The following is a 20,197-nucleotide window of genomic DNA, read 5'->3' as shown; positions in this document are numbered from 1 at the left end:
TGCATTTCTCTCTCTGCGCTCTCTGCGCCTCTGCGGTTAATTAAAAATATATATTTTATAAAAAATCTAACAATGGTAGCTATACAAAATCAAAATAAAACAAAAGATATCGAAGCCATCTACCCCCTTTCGCCAATGCAGCAGGGGATGCTATTTCATACTCTCTATCAGCCAGAATCAAGAATATACTTTGAGCAGTTTCGCTTTACTATTCATGGCGATTTAAACAAGAGTGCGTTTGAGCAAGCTTGGCAACAAGTAGTACAGAGACACGCAGCGTTACGAACTCTTTTTGTTTGGAAGAACCGCAAACAGCCAGTCCAAGTAGTGCGTAAACAGGTTAATTTAACTTGGATTAACAGGGATTTGCATTTACTATCAACCGAGGAACAACAAAAACAAATTATTTCTTTCTTAAATATAGATAAAGAGCAAAGTTTTGAACTTGACAAAGCTCCCTTGATGCGGTTTGTTTTATTTCGGTTAGCAAACGAAACTTATCATTTTGTCTGGAGCTTTCATCATATATTGCTCGATGGTTGGAGTTGGCCGATTCTCTTTAAAGAAATATTTGCTTTTTACGAGTCCATTACCAATAATCAACCATTATATTTAGCTCCAACTCGCTCTTACCGAGATTACATTAATTGGTTACAGCAGCAAGACTTATCTAGTGCAGAGGAATTTTGGCGGCGAACTCTTGATGGTTTTACTGCTGCTACCCCTTTGGTTGTGGAACAAGCTGGAGGGCAAATTGCTCACCAGCAAACCATTTATATTCGACACCAACATCTATCAGCCGAGGCAACTGCTACTTTAAAATCTTTTGCCCAACAACATCATCTGACCCTTTCTACCTTGATACAGGCAGCTTGGGCATTGTTACTTAGTCGTTACAGTGGTGAGTCTGATGTGGTATTTGGGGCTACAGTGTCCGGTCGTCCTCATAATTTATCTGGCGTAGAGTCGATGGTGGGGTTGTTTATTAATACCCTACCTGTACGGGTAAAAATCCCTGAAACAGCTGATTTATTGCCTTGGTTAGTGCAATTGCAACAAGAACATATAGAACGGGAGCAGTATTCTTACACCTCACTGGTAGATATTCAAGGCGTGAGTGAGATTCCTCGGAATCAACCTTTGTTTGAAAGCATTGTGGTGTTTGAGAACTATCCTGTCAACTTAACCTTGCAAGCACTTCCAGGGAATTTAAAAATAGCCGATCGCCAAGCCCTCGGAGAAACGAATTATCCCTTAACGGTGGTGGCAATTCCCAGCGATGAACTGGTAATCAAAATCAACTACGATCGCGATCGCTTTGACGCAGATACAATTGACCGGATGATTGGTCATTTGCTCACACTGTTGCAGGAAATTGTGACTAATCCTCATCGCAGTCCAGGCGAATTACCGCTACTCACACCAGCAGAGCAAGATTTACTGCTAGTACAGTGGAACGCTACCCAAGCAGCCCAACCCATCCATGATTGCATCCATCAATTATTTGAGCAGCAAGTTGAAAAAACACCCGAATCTGTGGCGGTGGTGTATGAAAATCAACAATTGACCTACCAAGAGTTAAATCAACGCGCTAATCAACTAGCACATCATCTGCAACATTTGGGTATTAAACCAGATGCACCTGTAGGGATTTGTCTAGAACGCTCTCTAGAAGCGGCAATTGCCATATTAGCAACCCTCAAAGCTGGCGGTGCTTGCATTCCCCTTGACCCTACCTATCCTCCAGAACGGTTAGCATTCATGTTGGCGGATACTGGTGCAACCGTTGTCTTAACTCAAGCTAGTTTAAAGCCATTGCTGGAAGGACATTTCCATCATCATCTAATTTTGGTAGATGAGAGATGGGATGCGATCGCCAAAGAATCTGATATCAATCTTCAGACAGATACAGAAGCAGATAATTTAGCGTATGTAATTTATACTTCTGGGTCTACAGGAACTCCTAAAGGTACTCTTGTGCCCCATCGATCGCTAACCAATTTAATAGAACACCATCAAGCGAAGATGACAACAGGTGTAGGTGTTCTTCAGTTTGCTTCCCTTAGTTTTGATGTCAGCTATCACGAAATGTTTGCGGCATGGGGTTTGGGTGGCACACTATATATGATTGGCGAAAGCGATCGCAAGGATTTAGATAAATTAATTCAGTTACTTGCTAAAGAACAAATTGCCAAAGTCTTCCTTCCTGTCACTCTCTGGCAACAATTAGCAGAAATATACGGAGAGGAAGAACATTTATTTAAGAACATTAGAGAAGCGATCGCTTGTGGCGAACAACTCCAGATTACTCAACCAATGATTAAGCTGTTCCAACGTCTGGAGAATTGTAGACTCTACAATTTATACGGCCCCACAGAAGCAGATTTAGTTACAGCTTATACCTTTAGCCAAGAGCCAGATAAATGGCCAATTTATCCACCAATTGGTAAGCCTGCTGTCAACGTGCAAGTTTATCTATTAGACCGCAATCTTCAACCCGTGCCGATTGGCGTTCCTGGGGAACTCTACGTTAGCGGTGATGGTTTGGCTCGTGGCTACCTCAACCGCCCAGATTTGACAGAGCAAAAATTTGTTCCAAATCCGTTTGACAATTCAAAATTATATAAGACTGGAGATTTGGCACGTTACCTCAGCGATGGCAACATTGAATTTTTGGGACGCATAGACGATTTAGTAAAAGTCCGGGGTTTTCGGGTTGAACTTGGTGAAGTTGAAGCGGTTTTGAGCAAACATCCCCAAATTAACCAAGCAGTGGCTAAGGTGTTTGGGCAAAGTGCTAGGGAAAAATATTTAGTCGCTTACTTTGTACCAATTCAAGGACAGACTCTCACCATCGAACAGTTGCGTAATTTTATTCAAGACCAGTTGCCAGAATACATGATTCCATCAGCTTTTGTGCAGATGGAGTCCTTTCCCTTGACTCCTAATGGTAAAGTTAACCGTCGCGCTTTGAGCGAACCGACGACCAGCAGACCAGAATTAGCTCAAACTTTTGTTGCACCCCGGACTCCCACCGAAGAAATTTTGGCGGGTATTTGGAGGGATGTTTTGGGGGTAGAACAAGTTGGAATTTACGACAACTTCTTTAATTTAGGAGGACATTCATTACTTGCTACTCAAGTTATTTCTCTGACACGCAAAACATTTAAGGTAGAATTATCTCTGCGAAGTTTATTTGAATCTCCAGCGATCGCAACTTTAGCGAAAACCGTCGAAACGGCTTCACAACAAGAAACTTTGCCGGAAATTGTACCCTTGCGATCGCCAAATGCAACACAGCCAATCTCCTTAACTCAGCTAGAGTTTTGGTTTTTCGAGCAATTCTATCCTGGTAATCCTGTTTACAATCTGCCGCTAGTCTATCGCGTCACAGGTTCGCTGGATGTGAAAGCATTAGAGGAGAGTTTAAGAGAAATTGTCCGCCGACACGAAACCTTACGAACCACTTTTAAAGTTGAAAACGGACAAGTTGTTTATGTAATTTCCCCCGAACCTGTATTTGATTTTGTTGTCATAGACGTACAAAACATATCGGAAGCGAAACGACAAGCCGAGAAAGATATTAAGCAGCCTTTCGATTTGGCGCGGGGGCCGTTATTGCGAAGTAAGCTTTGGCGTTTAAGTGAAACCGAGCATTTACTTGTTGTCACTACACACCATATTGTCGCTGATGGTTGGTCTTTTAGCGTGTTAACCCAAGAAATGGCAACCCTTTACGAAGCTTTTTCTCAAGGTAAACCCTCCCCACTAACAAAGTTACCCATTCAATATGCAGACTTTGCACATTGGCAAAGACAATTATTGCAGGGGCAAACCTTAGACTCACAAATGCAATTCTGGAAACAACATCTAGGTGTTCATCCTCCAGTCTTAAAACTACCAACCGATTATCCACGCCCAGATGTGCGAACCTTCACAGGTGCGCGTCAACCTTTGGTGATTTCTTCAGACTTAACCAAAGCACTCAAAATCTTGAGTCAGCAGGAAGGCGTAACTTTATTTATGACCTTGTTAGCAGCACTCAAAATATTACTTTTCTGCTACACAGGACAACCAGACATCATTGTGAGTACAACAGTTGCCAATCGTACCCGTCCCGAAACAGAAGGACTGATTGGTTTCTTTGTTCATTTACTGCCATTCTGCACCAACTTAGAAGGCAATCCCAGCTTCCGCGAACTATTGCGGCGAGTGCGAGAAGTGTCTTTAGGAGTGTATGCACATCAAGAAATGCCCTTCATCAAACTAGTAGAACAAGTGCAACCGATGAGAGACTCTAGTCACACACTACTAGCGCAGGTGATGTTTGTTTTCCAAAACACTCCAGAAGATGATTTAAAACTAGCAAATTTGACTTTAAAGGAGGAATTCATTGCCACAGATACCAAAGATACAGCCGAATTTGATTTAAATCTCACACTCCAAGAAACAACAGAGGGAATTGAAGGCGCTTTAGTCTACAGAACGGATTTGTTTACACCTGCTACTATCGCCAGAATGGTAACAGTCTTTCAAAACTTACTTGAATACATAGTTACTAATCCTGACCAACGTCTGAGAGAACTTCCCTTTTTAAATGAAGGTGAAAGTTTACCAATTCAAAATAACAAATTACCAATAGCGAATAACTTTCAGAATGAATTTACTGAACCCAGTAACTCTATTGAAGAAACCATATTAGCTATTTGGAAAGAACTTTTATGGTTAGAACATATCAGCACACAAGATAACTTCTTTGACCTAGGAGGACATTCTGCTCTGGTTCTACAACTCACATATAAATTACAAAAAGCTTGGCAAATAGAATTACCCTTAGTTTCCTTATTTGAGAAAACCACCATAGTTGAGCAAGCAGAAACTATCCGCAATTTACAAAGAAAGGCAGAAATAGAGAATTAGTCTCTTATCAATAAAAAATGACAAATGACAAATGACAACCCTTACTAATTGACTAAAAAACCGTGAAACCTTCCCTTTTTGACCTAACAGGAAAAGTCGCCATTATTACCGGATCTGCAAGAGGTATCGGTAAATCCATAGCTCAAGGATTAGCAGCTGTAGGTACAAAGGTTGTAGTTGCTGATATTAAAGCAACCGAAGCAGAAAAAACCGCACAAATAATTCAAGCGGCTGGAGGCGAAGCGATCGCAATTCCTACCGATGTTAGAAATCGCCAAGATTGTTTACGCCTGATTGAGCAAACCTTGGCGCACTATCACAGGCTTGACATTATGGTGTGTAATGCCGGCATTGACATCATCAAATCGGCGGCTGACTTAGAAGAATTAGAGTGGGATAACATCATCAACGTCAATTTGAAGGGATACTTCAACTGCGCCCAACTAGCTGCAAAACAAATGATTGAGCAAGGGATAGGCGGCTCAATTATCATGAACTCTTCTATTGGCGGTGTAGTGGGAATTAGTGGTTCGGCGGCTTATACAGCATCGAAAGGAGGGGTAAATTTACTAGTGCGATCGCTAGCACTGGAATGGGCAAATCACCAGATTCGAGTTAATGCTTTTGCGCCTGGCTATATCGACAACATTATGGAAGGTACTGAAACATTTCGGCGATCGCCACAAGATGATCAGCAACATCTAAGTGCTGTGATTCCTATGCAACGACGCGGAAAACCAGAGGAACTCATCGGCCCAGTGATATTTCTCGCGTCTGAAGCGGCTTCTTATGTGACGGGGGAAATTTTGATGGTGGATGGGGGATACAGCGCCATGTAGGGTAGGTAAAAGAAGTTTCCGAGAGTACAGCTATGCGAAGATTGATCACACTTACTGCTATGCGCCGTCGGCGATCGCCAGTTCTACTAGGATTTATCCTGGCGTTTGTCCTAGTTAGTTGCGTCCAAACTAACTTGATCAACAAAGCAGTAGCTGGATCTCAAATCATTCTTAGTAGTTCTGCCGAACCCAACACCTTTAACCCTCAGTTGATGGAGCAGGGAGTCGGAATTTTGACTTTCCTCTATGAAGGACTGATTCGTGAAAATGGTCGAGGAGAAATTAAACCAGCATTAGCGCGATCGTGGCAAACTTCTGAAGACCAAAAGCGCATTATTTTTACACTGAGAAAAGGACTGAAATGGTCAGATGGTAAACCACTAACTGCTGATGATGTGGTGTTTACTTATAAAGATATTTACACGAATCCGGCTATTCCTTCTTATGCCAAAGATTTTTTACAAATAGGCAAAAATCGCAGTTTTCCTACAGTGAAAAAATTGGATAACTTGCGTGTTGAATTTACCCTTCCAGAACCTTTTGCTCCTTTTATTCGCACAACAAAACTAGAAATTTTACCTGCTCATATTCTGCGCTCCAGCATCACCACAAAAGACTCCGCAGGTAGACCGCTATTTCTCTCAATCTGGGGAACAGATACTCCACCCAATCAAATTGTGAGCAACGGTGCATATAAATTAGAATCATACATTTTAGGTGAGCGGATAACTTTTCGCAAAAATCCCTATTACTGGCGTAAAGATCCTCAAAATCATACTCAACCCTATATCGATCGCATTGTTTTAAATACGGTTAGCAATAATGATACAGCATTAATTCAATTTCGTTCTGGAGGGCTTGATTTTATTGACGTAAATCCTAATTATTTTTCATTATTGAAACGAGAAGAAAAAAGGGGAGAATTCACAATTTATAACGGTGGTTCTCAAACAGGAACCACAGCGATGATGTTTAATTTGAATACAGGGCTAAGAAATGGTCAGCCTTTAATTAATCCGATTAAATCTCGCTGGTTCAATACAGTAGCATTCCGCCAAGCCGTTGCTTATAGCATGAATCGCCCGCGTATGGTCAACAACCTATTTGCAGGCGTAGGAGCGCTACAAAATTCACCAATCGCAGTGCAAAGTCCTTACTATCTTTCTCAGCAAGCAGGTTTACCAGTCTACAACTATAACCAAGAGAAGGCAAAAGCATTACTTCTCAAAGCAGGTTTTCGATACAACAATCAAGGTGAGTTATTCGATAGCAATGGGAATCGAGTCAGATTTACGCTTACCGCTAATGTTGGTAATAAGGTGTTGCAAAACATGGCTCCTTTAATTCAAGAGGATTTGAGCCAGATAGGAATTCAGGTAGATTTGAATTTGATTGGAGTGGGATTGGTTGTAGACAAATTAGCAAATCGTCTGGATTGGGATTGTCAGATTATTGATGGTTTCCCAATGACAGTAGAACCCAACGAAGCAATAAATATTTGGTCTACTAAAGGGAACTGGCATTTTTTTAACCGCCAACCCCAAGCCGGACAAATACCGATTACTAAACAACAGGTAGCAGATTGGGAACAAAAGATTGATGATCTCTACATTCAAGGTGCAGCCGCAAATGAAGCACAACGAAAACAAATTTATGCAGAAACTCAAAAGTTGAGTCAGGAATATTTGCCGTTTATTTATCTAGTAAATTCCTTATCAATGGTGTCTATGCGAAATCGCATTCAGGGCGTAAAACACTCTGCTTTGCAAGGAACATTTTGGAATATTTATGAATTGAAAAGTAATCCTATCAATAATTAAAAAATATTAGATCCCCGACTTCTTAAAGAAGTCGGGGATCTGGATACCGCGCAAAATTACAAAAAGGAGTTTTTTACCAATGAACCCAATCAAAGAACGTGAACCCCAATTAATTATTTCTACACCGATTCCCGTTATTGATTTCCATCCATTTATGGTTGGTGATATTGCTGCTAAAGAAACAGTTGCCAATCAAATCTCGTGTGCTATTCAAGAAATTGGCTGTTTTTACCTCGAAAATTGTGTACCTCAGACCTTGGTTGAGCAAGTCTTTGCCCAAGCGCAGAGTTTTTTCGCATTACCACAGGAGGAGAAAAATCAAGTAAAACTTGCTCCAGGAACTAGTCGAGGCTATGTTGCTCGTGGGAAAGAGAGGGTATTGCTAGAAGCATTCAATTTTGGTTTAGACGTTGCGCCAGCAGAAGCGGGTATAACTCATCAGCAGTTTGGTGAACCGAATCAATGGCCTCAAGATCAAAAAGAGTTTCGCCAAGTGCTATTGGAATTTTTTACAAATTGTCGTGATGCGTCTTTTAGTATTTTACAAGCGTTGGCGATCGCCTTAAAACTACCAAAGTCCTACTTCACCGATTTCCATCAAGAACGCAACTTCAACACCTCCATCAATCACTATCCATCTCTACAGCAACCCCCCTCCCCCGGCGAGACGCGGTTTGCTGAACATACAGATTACGGCAGTATCACCTTAATATTTCAAGATGAGACAGCTGGATTAGAAGTTTGCAACGATGCTGAAGAATGGATTGCAGCCCCCTTCGTCCCTGGTAAAGTGCTAGTTATCCTTGCAGATTTAATGCAGCGCTGGACAAACGATAAGTTTCCCGCCACCAAACATCGAGTTCCTCTACCTGCCAAATTCCCTAGTAAACCCAGGTACTCGATTATCTATTTTGAGTCTCCCGATTACGATGCCGAAATTACTTGCTTAGAAAATTGCGTCAAGGCAAATGCAACTCCCAACTATCCACCAATTCGCACTCATGAATATATCAATCAAGTCGCTACAGGAAGCTATACATCGGAAAAAAAATAGATTTTTCTGTTTTTACTGATAACTTTACTTATTTTTAACGATGAACTCAACTAAAGAATTTTCAAAAGAATTAATTGTTTCAACACCGATTCCAGTCATTGACTTCGAGATATTCTTAGTAGGTGACACGATTGCTAAAGAATTAATTGCTCATCAAATCGCCAGTGCTTTACAGGAAATAGGATGTTTCTACCTAAAAAATCATGATGTTCCCAAAACTTTAATCGCTCAAGCATTTGCTCAAGCCAAGAGTTTTTTTGCACTGCCGTTAGAAGAGAAGAAACAGATAGCTTTAACAGAAAAATGTCATCGAGGATATATCCCTGTGGGGATGTCAAGCATACTCAGCGAACAATTTTACTTTGGTAGAGAAATGAATCCAGAGGAATTAGATCGGCTAGATCATCCTTTTCATCAACCGAACCAATGGCTACAAAATCAACCAGAGTTTCAAGAAGTGATGTTGCAATTCTTCGCAGCTTGTCACGCAAGTACGCTGAAAGTTCTTGAAGCTCTAGCTATTGCTTTGAAACTGCCAAAGTCTTATTTTACTGAATTGCATTCTGAGCAAAATCATGCTGTGGGGTTACATCACTATCCAGGTGCATCTCAACTCTCGCAAGCTCAAAATATTCGCCTGGGAGAACATACAGATGGCAACACTATTACTTATGTGTTTCAGCATGAGGTAGAAGGTTTAGAAATTTGCACAAAAACTGGAGAGCGAGTTCCAGTTCCTTTGATTCCTGATACGGTTGTCGTCATGGCAGGAGAAATTTTGCAACGATGGACAAACGATAAAGTTTATGCCACAAAACACCAAGTTGCAATACCATTTGCATCCCAATCTATTCAACCAAGATACTCATTTGCATTTTTTGCGTCTCCTAATAACGATGCCGAAATCTCCTGTCCTGAAAGTTGTTTAGGTGCAAATGAAACTGCAAAATATCCACCCATTCTCACAAGCGATTTTTACATCCAAAGAAATAATAATAATACATCAATTTTAACTTCCTCTAAAAAATAGACTTCCTTCTCTATGAACATTTGCGTGAATTAAAATAATTTATTCTTCAAAAACCGACAATGAATATAGATATTCTGAAAAAAATAGTACCAAGACCAATAATTATGTTTTTTTATAGCATAATTTTTCTGCTTGCTTTGATTTCAACCTCTGGATTAATTAATATAGTTTTACCCTCTTCTGTTACTCCTGAAAATCTTGGTGACATCAGTACTAAGTTCCAATATTTTGCTAAACACAAAGATGATTATGATGTTATTTTTTTAGGGCCTAGTACCACATATCAAGGAGTTATCCCCAAAGTATTTGATGAAACTATGACATCTAATGGTAAAAGTATCAAATCTTTTAACTTTGGAATCATGGCAGCCAATGCAGTTGAGATGGATTTTTATTTGCAAAAGATTTTAGCTTTAAAGCCAGCAAATTTAAAATGGATATTTTTAGACTGTTTAGTTGACTTTTTCATGGAGGAAGCACCAACTGCGACTAAAAATGTCTACTGGCATACTCCTGTTAAAACGATAGAAAATTTTCAACTAATTTCTGAATCAACCTCTACTTTAAAAGAGAAGATTAGCGGTTTTTACGCAAATTCAGTAAGCTTTCTATATCGATGGCTAGGTATTGGTTATTTTTCTACTTTTTGGCAGCAACAATCTGAAGTATTACCAAAAGGAATATCTGCTGAAAAATTAATACAAGAAGCTGGATATTATGCAATGGACTGGTTGGAAAATAGTGATAAACGGAGAGAATTTTTTATATCAAATTACTTGGACAGTTATCAAGAACAACTAAAGCAATCAAAATCAGGAATTTTTGTTAGAGGAAATATATCTACATATCCAATTAATTCCTCTATAATTAAAATCATTCAAAATATAGCTTCTAGAGTTGAAAGCCAAGAGAAAACTGGTCAAATTAAAGTTAAACCTATTTTCTTCATTCCTCCAGTTCTAAATACTGATTTCAATAATTCTGCTATTACAACAGCTTACAATGTAGGATATATTCCGACTTTATTTGCTTTTAATAAGCCTAATACTTTCACCACGTTATATGAAGTCGATCGCCGGGCTGATGCGAGGCATTTAAATCAACAAGGCGCTCAAGAATTCACCCGCACTTTGGCAGGAGAGTTTTCTAAATATCTAAATTCATCTCCAAACGATCCATATAATCAATCCCTTATATCTAGAAGTCAGTTAATCATAGGAAAATCCCAAAATAAAACATGAAAATAGAATATTTTTTACTCTTTAGCCTCTGTTTTAGTTAATTCAACCTGAGAATAAACATGGTTTTTACAGAATTTCGTTTTATCTTTTTCTTTATTATTATTTTCTGTGTCTACTGGACTTTACAGAAACACAATCATCGTAAATCATGGTTGCTAGTCTGTAGTTATATTTTCTATGGTGCTTGGGATTGGCGCTTTCTTTCCTTGCTTTTACTTTCGACAGTCGTTGATTACTTTGTTGGTTTGATGCTGTCTAGACCACAGTCTGATAGTTCAATAGTAGGGCAAGAAATTCAAACAAGCGAGGCAGTACAACACAAATTTTCTTGGGATGTGCTGCTGAATAAACCAATAAATCAGCAGCAGCGCCAAGGATGGTTGGCACTCAGTTTAATTGTAAATTTAGGTTTATTAGGATTTTTTAAGTACTATAATTTTTTCGTTGACTCTGCCTCAAACTTATTAATTTTTTTGGGTCTATCTGTTAGTATTAATACTCTTCAAATCATTCTGCCAGCAGGAATTAGTTTTTACACATTTCAAACTCTGAGCTATTCAATTGATGCCTATCTGGGTAAACTCAAACCTATTAGAAGTTTTTGGGATTTTTCTCTATTTGTGTCTTTTTTCCCTCAATTAGTTGCAGGGCCGATTGTCCGCGCATCTACTTTTTTGCCTCAACTACTAACTCCAAAAACTTTAAACAAGGTTGATTTTCAGGGATGCTTAACACTTTTTCTGGTGGGATATTTCAAGAAAGCTTGTATTTCGGATAATCTTTCTCCCTTGGTAGACCAGTATTTCACGAATCCAGAAGTGTATACCGCCTTGAGTTGCTGGATTGCTGTGATTTCTTTCGCTATACAAATATACTGCGACTTTTCTGGCTATTCTGATATGGCGATCGCCTGTGCAGGTTTACTTGGATATAAGCTACCTCTCAACTTTAATTTTCCCTACTTTTCTGCAAATGTCACTCAGTTGTGGCAACGTTGGCACATTACGCTTTTCACCTGGCTGCGAGACTATATTTATAGTCCTTTGATGAAAATGCGGCCAAAAGAAGAACGCACAAAAATCTTTAGTTCTAGAAATCTTCTGATTCTGATGCTTACCTCTGGATTTTGGCATGGTGCAGCTTGGCATTTTGTCGTTTGGGGGGGATTGAATGGCATTGCTTTAATTGTTCACAAAGAATGGTCATCCTGGATTACTCCCTATAAGCGATTCCAGACCCTTAGAAATATCTTAGGTATTCCCCTCACGTTTTACTGGTTTTGTGCGTCTGCAATCTTCTTTCGGAGTAACAATATCATCAGTGCTGTGCAAGTGGAGAAAAGCTTTTTATTCTTTAATTCTCTTGGATCTCAAAACTTAAACATTCAAGTTGGATGGGTTTTTATACCTTTAGTTATTATGCACTGGGCAGCTTATAAAGGTTGGTTCGCGGACTGGTGGCAAAAAATTCCTAAATGGAGTTTTGCCGTTTTCTATGGAATGTTAGTTTCAATAACACTTCGATTTGCAGCAATCAATCCTCAACCCTTTGTCTACTTTCAGTTTTAGTTAACTTTAGAATTTTTCTTATAAAAAAATATGAGTAAGAATACAATTTTACATCCCATCAAATCTTTCTTTGATTATCTCTCATTTAATTTGCAATATGAATTAATGCTTTTATCGTTTCGGGGTAAAAACAGAAAAGAAGTTTTTAATGATATATATTATCGTAATAGGTGGGGTGATCGCGAATCTATTTCTGGCAGAGGATCTAATCTCCAACAAACATCGGTCATTATAAAAAAAATACCAGTTCTACTGGAGAAACTTAATGTCAAAACCATGCTCGATGCTCCCTGTGGAGATTTTTATTGGCTAAAAGAAGCACAACTGAATATAAACAAATATATTGGATGTGATATTGTTGCTGATTTAATTACCGACAATCAACGTCGTTACGCCAATGAAGCCAGAGAATTTATTAATCTTGACTTAGCAACAGATCCACTGCCACAAGTCGATTTAATTTTCTGTAGAGATTGTCTAGTACATCTCTCATTTAAAGATGCGATCGCTGTAATTAAAAATTTCAAAAAAAGCAATTCTACATATCTTTTAACTACAATTTATCCGGGGATACCTGAAAATAAAGATATTGTTACGGGTGATTGGCGAGCAATCGATTTACAATTACCTCCTTACAACTTTCCCGATATGTTGGAAATCATTGATGAAGAAACAACGGAAAGAAAAGACTACCCACAAAAGAGTTTGGGTCTATGGAAATTGAGCGATATAGGGTTATAGAACAGGGAATAAAGAATAAATAAAAATAGGAGTTTTATATAAAAAATGCGTATTTTAGGAATTTCAGCTTATTATCACGATAGTGCCGCCGCCTTAGTTGTGGATGGTGATATTGTTGCCGCCGCACAAGAGGAGCGTTTTTCCCGCAAAAAACATGATGCGAGATTTCCTAAAGGTGCGATCGCCTATTGTCTCAAACAAGCAGGTATTGGATTATCAGAAGTAGACCAAATCGTTTTCTACGATAAGCCATTGGTCAAATTTGAGCGACTCTTAGAAACCTATCTCGCCTACGCACCCAAGGGATTAGGTTCTTTTATTGCAGCAATGCCAGTTTGGTTAAAGGAAAAGCTTTACCTCAAAACGCTGTTAAAAAAGGAACTGGCGACCCTCGGAAATTGCAAAAAAGCACAATTGCCCCAACTTTTATTTACCGAACATCACCAAGCACACGCTGCTTCTGCCTTTTTCCCCAGTCCCTTTGAAAAGGCGGCGGTGCTGTGCCTCGATGGAGTCGGAGAATGGGCAACTACCTCGGTTTGGTTAGGAGAAGACCACCAACTAACTCCCCAATGGGAAATTGATTTTCCCCATTCTTTAGGGCTACTTTATTCTGCCTTCACCTACTACACGGGTTTCAAGGTCAACTCTGGGGAATACAAACTCATGGGTTTAGCGCCCTACGGTGAACCCAAATATGTAGACCATATCCTCAACCATCTTTTGGATCTCAAGGAAGATGGCACATTTCGGTTGAATATGGACTACTTCAACTACACCACGGGGTTGACCATGACTACCCCGAAATTTCATCAATTGTTTGGTGGTGAACCACGCCAAAGCGAGGGTAAACTCACCCAGCGAGAAATGGATATAGCTTGTTCTATCCAACACGTTACCGAAGAAGTCGTTTTGCGTTTGGCAAGAACGGTTAAGAAGGAACTGAACACAGACTATCTTTGTTTAGCCGGTGGAGTCGCCCTGAATTGCGTCGCCAATGGACGCATTTTGCGAGAAACAGATTTTCGAGATATTTGGATTCAACCAGCAGCCGGAGATGCAGGGGGAGCAGTTGGGGCAGCATTAGCTATTTGGCATCAGTATCATGAAAAGCCGCGCATTCCTCACGATGGGGATGCCATGCAAGGCGGCTATCTAGGCCCTTGCTTTGGGGAAACAGAGATTCAAGACTATCTCCAGTCTGTGAATGCACCTTACCAATACCTAGAAGATGACAAACTCATGCCTGAACTTGCTGAAATTTTAGAGCAAGGGAATGTTGTGGGTTGGTTCTCTGGCAGGATGGAGTTTGGCCCGCGAGCTTTGGGAGGTCGTTCGATCGTCGGCGATCCTCGCAGTCCCAAAATGCAATCGGTGATGAACCTGAAAATTAAATACCGTGAATCCTTCCGTCCCTTTGCCCCTTCTGTTTTAGCAGAACAGGTTTCTAACTACTTTGAGCTTGACCGTCCCAGCCCTTATATGCTTTTAGTTGCACCAATCAACAGCGAACTGCGGATTTCCATGACACCAGAACAGGAAGAGTTGTTTGGCATTGATAAGTTAAACGTGAAGCGATCGCACATTCCCGCTATAACTCATGTAGATTATTCCGCGCGGATTCAAACGGTTCATCAGCAAACCAATCCTCGCTACTATGAACTGCTGCGACATTTTCAGGCAAAAACGGGCTGTGCAGTTTTGGTAAACACATCATTTAATGTCCGGGGTGAACCAATTGTGTGTACCCCAGAAGATGCCTATCGCTGTTTTATGAGAACCGAGATGGATTATTTAGTATTGGAGAACTTTCTCCTCGCCAAATCGAACCAACCCCAGGTACAGAAAGATGAGTCTTGGAAAACAGAATTTGAATTAGATTAACGCCGATGAACGAAATACAACAACTCGATCGGAAAGGACTACGGGATTTTGGACTGCTTGGCGGTGCGATCGCGGCAGGCTTATTTGGTAGTCTATTACCCTTGCTCCATCACGAACCCTTACCCATTTTACCGTGGGCGATCGCTAGCATCCTTTGGGTTTGGGCGCTGATTGCCCCCACTACACTCAATGGTATTTACCAAATTTGGATGAGAATTGGACTGGTTTTAGGTTGGATTAATACGCGGATAATTCTCAGTATTATTTTCTATACCTTAATCACGCCAATCGGTCTAGTAATGCGAGGCGTGTTTCATCATGATGCGATGGCCAGAAAGCTAGATGCTGACGTAAAAACTTATCGCATTATCAATCAAGTTAAACCTATAAACAAAATGGAGAAACCCTTCTAATGCTTGAAACAACACAAGACTTGCTGAAAGATTTATGGGGATTGCTGAAAGAACGCCGCAAATTCTTCCTGCTACCACTCATCGTCACACTGTTACTCTTAGGTATCTTGATTGTGTTCGCCCAGTCATCCGTACTTGCACCTTTTATTTACACACTATTTTGAGGAATGTGAGGTGGTAACATCGGCATTATCATTAAAGCGGTGGGTAGCGGTGATGCTGACTCTAGCTTTATTATTAGGCGGAATTGTCTTAGGGCTGGCAGTCGTAGAAATTGGCTTACGCATTGCTGGCGTTGAATACAAGACATTTTATACCTTTGATGAACATAGAGGTTGGGCAGGACGACCTTATGCGGCTGGGTGGGTGCATGACGAAGGGGAAGCCTATATCCAATACAACAGTGAGGGCTTTCGCGATCGAGAACATTCCCAGGTTAAGCCAGAGAATACTCTCCGTATTGCCTTGCTGGGAGATTCTTTTACAGAAGCACGCCAACTGCCACAACCACAAGGAATCGCCGCCGTCATCGAACGTGAACTGAAAAATTGTCCCACTCTAGCAGGTCGTGACGTAGAAGTGATGAACTTCGGAGTCAATGGTTATGGAACCGATCAAGAACTGATCGCCTTGCAACAAAAGGTCTGGAACTATTCACCAGACCTCGTACTTCTGAATTTTTATCCTGGCAATGATGTCATCAATAACTCCCGCAGTCTCACCGAAAAAATGGTGAGTCAGACTGCTATGGATAATAGCGCCCTCATGAAACCCTATTTTGTTGATCGAGATGATAATTGGGTGCTTGATGACTCGTTTGTAAATATGGATATTTATCGTTCACAAAAGTCATGGTGGCATCAGGCTTATCTCCAAGTTCAAGATCGTTTACGGATTTTACAGCTTTTAAAACAAGCAAAATACGCTTTACCACTTCCTCACCAAGATCAGAAAAAACAAGACCCCCAGTTAGCAAACCAACCTGCAACACTTTCTCCCTATACTGACCCTGAATGGCAGAATTTCTTAAAGCAAACAGAATGGCTTGTATACAACACTGCAACTGATCCTGAATGGCAAAAAGCATGGCAACAAACAGAAAGACTAATTAGTTTAATACATAATGAAACAATTACTAAAAAAGCGAATTTTGCTGTAGTAACGCTAACAACTCCCCTGCAAGTTAATCCCGATCCTGTCGTGCGTCATCATCAGGAAGTGTCAGGGTTAACAGATTGGTTTTACCCAGAAAAGCGGATTGCAGCATTAGGAGAGCGTGAAGGTTTTACTACTATTAATCTAGGAGAATCTTTTCAGGCTTATGCCGAGCAGAATAATGTCTGCTTACATGGGTTTGATAATACTTTTCGCTGCGAAGGACATTGGAATGCTTTGGGACATCAGTTAGCAGGGGAGATTGTTGCTAAAACACTGTGTCAACAATTCGTAATTCGTAATTCGTAATTCGTAATTCGTAATTAAATGCAAAACTCTCTCAAACTCTCATGACTTTGCTTCATTTTACTTTTCAGTAAAGAGTTCATAATTGATGCGAAAAATAAAGCCTTGGCTACAAAATTTATTGCTCATGCTGGCTGGAGTTATGGTTGGGCTGTTAATCATCGAAACTTTTGCCATTACTACTGGAGTTGCTGCCCCACAAAAGTCCAAGGCGCAAATTTTTTATCAATTTATTCAACCGGATGCTCAATTAGGCTACAAACCTAAATCAAACCTGAAAGACTTCAAAACTGTTTGGCAAGAAGCAAAAGTTGCAGAAGTTGCTAATACCGATAGTTATGCATTTCGCAATATAGGGAGAGATTACACAAAATCTAATTTGTATTTTATTGGAGATTCATTTACATGGGGTCAATGGGTCAGTGAAGAAAAAATATTTCCCAGGTTGGTAGAATCAGAGTTGCACCAGCCAGTAATTAATTTAGGTGTTCCCGGTTATTCTTTTGCTCAATATGAAACATTATTTAATGAATGGATCGCCAAATATAAACCTCAGACAGCCATCTTATCTATAGTTGCTAATGATTTGACTAATTATTCATCGGATATTGGTCAAAAGATATATGATACACTCAAAGAAAGAAGTTTTTCGCCTTGGTATGAAAAAACCTTTTTCTACCAGTTGGTTTTTAAAAATAGTAAAAAAAGCTTGCCAGTAAAAACTGGAAATTCTATTTTTAAAGAAGCAAAGAATGGTTTAACTCTATTTAATTTATCGCTGGCAGCACCTGAGTCAGGAGTAGGTGTAGATAGCGATTATTTGACATCTGATGGAGTTATCAAAGTAGAAGCGGCATTATCACGAATCATTCGTTTGACTAAAGAAAATCGAGTTAAGCTGTTTGTTTTTCTCGTACCTTCAAAAGAATCAACTTATATCAAAGATTATGTCCAGTTATTTCCTGAGAATGTAGATTTGCTCAAAAATGAAGAGATTGGCTATCAACGTTTATGTAATATTGTGAAATTACAAAATGTAACTTGTGTCAATCTAACTGATGATTTTAGAAAAAATAGCAATCAAGAAAAGCTTTACTTTGATATTGATGGTCATTGGAATCCTGCGGGACATAAACTAGCTGCCAAGGTAATTTTAAATACTCTAGGTAATTCGTAATTCGTAATTCGTAATTAATTCAGCTTCCAAGTTATTAACTTAGTTTTGAAAAAATTAAAAGCAAATGACAACAAGCCAAACAACCGCAGAGGAAATATCTAACGAGATGCCACCGCTTGAAATGGAACTTCAAGACGCTTCTGTACGTATGCCTTATCCTCCACCAACCCCATACCCGATGATGGGGGCTGCTTCGTTAGGAGATATGCCATCCTTTGCAATGGATGGTGAAAATCTTGGTGGGTATTCTCAGTACGGTGTAGCTGCCACTTCTGGGGCAGAAAATCGGCTGGATGTCTTTAGCATTGGCAAGGATAGCGCTATGTACCACAAAAAGTGGAATAGCTCAGTCTGGAGTGATTGGGAAAGGCTGGGAGGCTACTGTGTTTCTGCACCAGCTGCGATCGCCAGAGGAGACAATCGGATTGATACCTTTGTGATTGGAGGCGATCGCTCTGTGTATCATAAAAGCTGGAATGGTTCAACCTGGAGCGATTGGCTAAATCTTGGTGGATATTCTCAGTACGGTGTCGCGGCTGCTTCTTGGGGAGATCGGCTGGATCTGTTTATCGTCAACTGGGATGGAGCCATATACCAAAAGTGTTGGGATGGCTCAATCTGGGGTGATTGGGAAAGGCTGGGGGGCTACTGTATTTCTACACCAGCTGCGGTTTCTTGGGGATTAAACCGGATTGATATCTTTGCTTTAGGGAGCGATCGCGCCATCTATCAAAAGTACTGGGATGGCTCAAGCTGGAGTGGTTGGGAAAAACTTGGTGGTTATTCTCAGTATGGTGTGGCGGCTGCTTCGGGAATGGAAAATCGCCTAGATATTTATATCATTGCTCGTAACGGTGCAGTGTACCAGAAGTATTGGGACGGTTCTAATTGGGTTGGGTGGAATAATCTCGGCGGCTATTCTATTGCTGCGCCGGCTGCGGTTGCTTCTGCGCCAAAGCGTGTTGATACTTTTGTGTTGGGTAGCGATCGCGCAGTTTACCACAAGTGTTATGCAATAAGGGTCAGTTAAGGCTTAACTCTTTCTCAAAGTCAGTTTTTTTAACGAACCGCAAAGAACGCGAAGAACGCAAAGGAAGAAAAGAGGCCAATGACAACCAGTTATCCAACTACAGCAGCAATTTCTCAGGATCGGGGTATGCCATTTCCGGCGATGAGTCCCGCCTCTAAAGAAGATATGCCAATATTTTCTACTGATGGAGAATATTTAGACGGATATTGCCAGTATGGTGTTACAGCCACTTCTTGGTCAGAGAATCGGCTGGATGTTTTACTCACAGCGAGTATTGGCCCTTTATGGCATAAGTGGTGGAATGGCTCAACTTGGAGCGATTGGCAAAGACTTGGTGGTTATTGTATTTCCTCACCGGCTGCGGTTTCTTGGGGATTGAATCGCATTGATACCTTCGTTTTGGGTAGCGATCGCGCTACTTACCGGACATGGTGGGATGGTTCAAAATGGAGTCGTTGGGAAAACCTTGGCGGATATTCCCACTATGGTGTCGCCGCCGCTTCTGGTGGTGAGAATTTGCTAGATATTTTTAATGTTGGCATTGATGGTGGGCTGTACCACAAGCGATGGAATGGTTCTACCTGGGATGAGTGGGAAAATCTCGGAGGGTACTGTGTTTCTGCACCGGCTGCGGTTTCTCACGGGATGGACTGCATTGATACCTTTGTTTTAGGGGGGGATGGTGCGATTTATCATAAGCGGTGCAATGGCTCAACCTGGGGTGGTTGGGAAAATTTGGGAGGGTATTGCCAGTATGGTGTCGCTGCTACTTCTGTTGCGAAAAATCGGCTAGATATCTTTACTGTTGGCTGTGATGGTGCAATGTACCGCAAGAGTTGGGATGGTTCAGTCTGGAGTGATTGGCAGCATCTTGGTGGTTACTGTACTTCTGCACCGGCTGCGGTTTCTCGTGGGAAAGACTGCATTGACACCTTTGTTGCAGGAGGCGATCGCGCCGTATACCACAAAACACTCCGGTTAGAAATCAGCAATCGTGTTGAATAACTGTTGACATTTTA

General features: G+C 40.6%; 15 protein-coding genes. All 15 read left to right on the top strand.

Annotated features, from left to right (window positions below; all coding sequences use genetic code 11):
- Positions 1-72: 72 nt before the first annotated feature.
- The 15 genes from ACWATR_RS23860 to ACWATR_RS23790 all read left to right on the top strand — a co-directional run bounded on the left by ACWATR_RS23860 (position 73) and on the right by ACWATR_RS23790 (position 20,183).
- On the top strand, positions 73-4,920 hold the full coding sequence (locus ACWATR_RS23860; RefSeq protein ID WP_460337929.1) for an amino acid adenylation domain-containing protein: 4,848 nt from the start codon (positions 73-75) through the stop codon (positions 4,918-4,920).
- 62 nt (positions 4,921-4,982) lie between these two features.
- Positions 4,983-5,759 carry an SDR family NAD(P)-dependent oxidoreductase gene (locus tag ACWATR_RS23855; RefSeq protein ID WP_460337926.1) on the top strand — a complete coding sequence of 259 codons (777 nt, stop codon included), beginning with the start codon at positions 4,983-4,985 and terminating at the stop codon, positions 5,757-5,759.
- A 32-nt stretch (positions 5,760-5,791) separates the two neighbouring features.
- Positions 5,792-7,579 carry an ABC transporter substrate-binding protein gene (locus ACWATR_RS23850; RefSeq protein WP_460337923.1) on the top strand — a complete coding sequence of 596 codons (1,788 nt, stop codon included), beginning with the start codon at positions 5,792-5,794 and terminating at the stop codon, positions 7,577-7,579.
- Between the two features lie 79 nt (positions 7,580-7,658).
- On the top strand, positions 7,659-8,633 hold the full coding sequence (locus tag ACWATR_RS23845) for an isopenicillin N synthase family dioxygenase (protein ID WP_460337920.1): 975 nt from the start codon (positions 7,659-7,661) through the stop codon (positions 8,631-8,633).
- Between the two features lie 40 nt (positions 8,634-8,673).
- The gene (locus tag ACWATR_RS23840; protein ID WP_460337917.1) at positions 8,674-9,663 is read left to right on the top strand and encodes an isopenicillin N synthase family dioxygenase; all 990 of its coding nucleotides are present in this window, start codon (positions 8,674-8,676) and stop codon (positions 9,661-9,663) included.
- 59 nt (positions 9,664-9,722) lie between these two features.
- Entirely contained in the window at positions 9,723-10,904 is a 1,182-nt protein-coding gene (locus tag ACWATR_RS23835) for a hypothetical protein (RefSeq protein WP_460337914.1), read from the top strand.
- A gap of 59 nt (positions 10,905-10,963) precedes the next feature.
- The gene (locus ACWATR_RS23830; protein WP_460337911.1) at positions 10,964-12,472 is read left to right on the top strand and encodes an MBOAT family O-acyltransferase; all 1,509 of its coding nucleotides are present in this window, start codon (positions 10,964-10,966) and stop codon (positions 12,470-12,472) included.
- A gap of 30 nt (positions 12,473-12,502) precedes the next feature.
- Positions 12,503-13,213 (top strand): class I SAM-dependent methyltransferase, encoded by a 711-nt coding sequence (locus ACWATR_RS23825; RefSeq protein ID WP_460337908.1) that lies wholly within the window; start codon positions 12,503-12,505, stop codon positions 13,211-13,213.
- Between the two features lie 45 nt (positions 13,214-13,258).
- Positions 13,259-15,097 carry a carbamoyltransferase family protein gene (locus ACWATR_RS23820; protein WP_460337905.1) on the top strand — a complete coding sequence of 613 codons (1,839 nt, stop codon included), beginning with the start codon at positions 13,259-13,261 and terminating at the stop codon, positions 15,095-15,097.
- Positions 15,098-15,102: 5 nt separating this feature from the next.
- Positions 15,103-15,510, top strand: coding sequence for an SxtJ family membrane protein (locus ACWATR_RS23815; RefSeq protein WP_460337902.1), 408 nt, complete (start codon positions 15,103-15,105; stop codon positions 15,508-15,510).
- Positions 15,510-15,674 (top strand): DUF5989 family protein, encoded by a 165-nt coding sequence (locus ACWATR_RS23810; protein WP_190233927.1) that lies wholly within the window; start codon positions 15,510-15,512, stop codon positions 15,672-15,674. Before ACWATR_RS23815 ends, ACWATR_RS23810 begins: the two co-directional genes overlap by 1 nt.
- A 10-nt stretch (positions 15,675-15,684) precedes the next feature.
- Positions 15,685-16,974 carry an SGNH/GDSL hydrolase family protein gene (locus ACWATR_RS23805; RefSeq protein ID WP_460337898.1) on the top strand — a complete coding sequence of 430 codons (1,290 nt, stop codon included), beginning with the start codon at positions 15,685-15,687 and terminating at the stop codon, positions 16,972-16,974.
- 85 nt (positions 16,975-17,059) lie between these two features.
- Complete coding sequence (locus ACWATR_RS23800; RefSeq protein ID WP_460337895.1) at positions 17,060-18,148, top strand: SGNH/GDSL hydrolase family protein; 1,089 nt, start codon at positions 17,060-17,062, stop codon at positions 18,146-18,148.
- A gap of 64 nt (positions 18,149-18,212) precedes the next feature.
- Positions 18,213-19,178: a PLL family lectin gene (locus tag ACWATR_RS23795; protein WP_460337892.1), complete on the top strand. Its 966-nt coding sequence runs from the start codon at positions 18,213-18,215 to the stop codon at positions 19,176-19,178.
- 78 nt (positions 19,179-19,256) lie between these two features.
- Positions 19,257-20,183, top strand: coding sequence for a PLL family lectin (locus ACWATR_RS23790; protein WP_460337889.1), 927 nt, complete (start codon positions 19,257-19,259; stop codon positions 20,181-20,183).
- Positions 20,184-20,197 lie beyond the last annotated feature (14 nt).

It is taken from the genome of Nostoc sp. UIC 10890 (assembly GCF_054786515.1).
The sequence above is the reverse complement of the archived record's forward strand: the minus strand, read 5'-3'. Positions and strand labels throughout refer to the sequence as shown.